General features: G+C 69.2%; 1 protein-coding gene. It reads right to left on the bottom strand.

Annotation, left to right across the window (positions count from 1 at the left end):
- Nucleotides 1–1,232: serine hydroxymethyltransferase (glyA, locus tag IQ251_RS19520; RefSeq protein WP_228047718.1), on the bottom strand; the 1,232-nt coding region annotated here is incomplete at both ends.

The following is a 1,232-nucleotide window of genomic DNA, read 5'->3' as shown; positions in this document are numbered from 1 at the left end:
GGGTAGAGGGGGTTGGCCTTGGCCAGCGCCTCGACCCGGCCCCGCAACTGGGCCGTGGTCGCCGCGTCCAACCCCGGCTTGAGCGCCTCGGCGATCACCTCGGCCACCTCGGAGAACTCCTGCGCACCGAACCCGCGCGTGGCCAACGCCGACGTCCCGATCCGCAACCCCGACGTCACCATCGGCGGCCGCGGATCATTCGGCACCGCATTGCGATTGACCGTGATCCCGATCTCGTGCAACCGGTCCTCGGCCTGCTGCCCGTCCAACTCCGAATTCCGCAGATCCACCAGCACCAGATGCACATCCGTGCCCCCGGACACCAGCTGCACCCCCGCCGCCGACGCGTCCGAGGCCTGCAGCCGCTCGGCCACGAGCTGCGCACCCTGCACCGTGCGCCGCTGCCGATCCGCGAACTCCGCCGAGGCGGCCACCTTGAACGACACCGCCTTGCCGGCGATCACGTGCTCCAACGGGCCACCCTGCTGACCCGGGAACACCGACGAGTTGAACTTCTTCGCGAACTCGGCCTCCGCCGACAGGATCACCCCACCGCGCGGGCCACCCAGCGTCTTGTGCGTGGTCGTGGTGACCACGTGCGCGTGCGGCACCGGGCTCGGGTGCACCCCGGCGGCCACCAGACCGGCGAAGTGCGCCATGTCCACCATCAGGTACGCCCCGACCTCGTCGGCGATCTCGCGGAACCGCGCGAAGTCCAACTGCCGCGGATACGCCGACCAGCCGGCCACGATCATCTGCGGCCGGTTCTCCCGCGCCAACCGAGCCACCTCGTCCATGTCGACCCGGTGATCGGTCTCGGAGACGTGGTAGGGCACCACGTTGTAGAGCTTGCCGGAGAAATTGATCTTCATGCCGTGCGTGAGGTGCCCGCCGTGCGCCAGGTCCAGGCCCATGATCGTGTCGCCCGGCTTGAGCAGCGCGAACATCGCCGCCGCGTTGGCCTGCGCCCCGGAATGCGGCTGCACGTTGGCATAGGCCGCCCCGAACAGGTCCTTGACCCGGTCGATGGCCAGCTGCTCGATGACGTCGACGTGCTCGCAGCCGCCGTAGTAGCGCTTGCCCGGATAGCCCTCGGCGTACTTGTTGGTCAGGACCGAGCCCTGCGCTTCGAGCACGGCCTGCGGAGCGAAGTTCTCCGAGGCGATCATCTCCAGCGTGGTCTGCTGGCGGTTGAGCTCGTCACCGACCGCCGAAGCGACCTCCGGATCCAC

The organism is Saccharopolyspora montiporae, from assembly GCF_015209505.1.
Lineage (GTDB): Bacteria > Actinomycetota > Actinomycetes > Mycobacteriales > Pseudonocardiaceae > Saccharopolyspora > Saccharopolyspora montiporae.
Note: the sequence above shows the minus strand (reverse complement) of the source record. Positions and strands in the feature narration are given on the sequence as shown.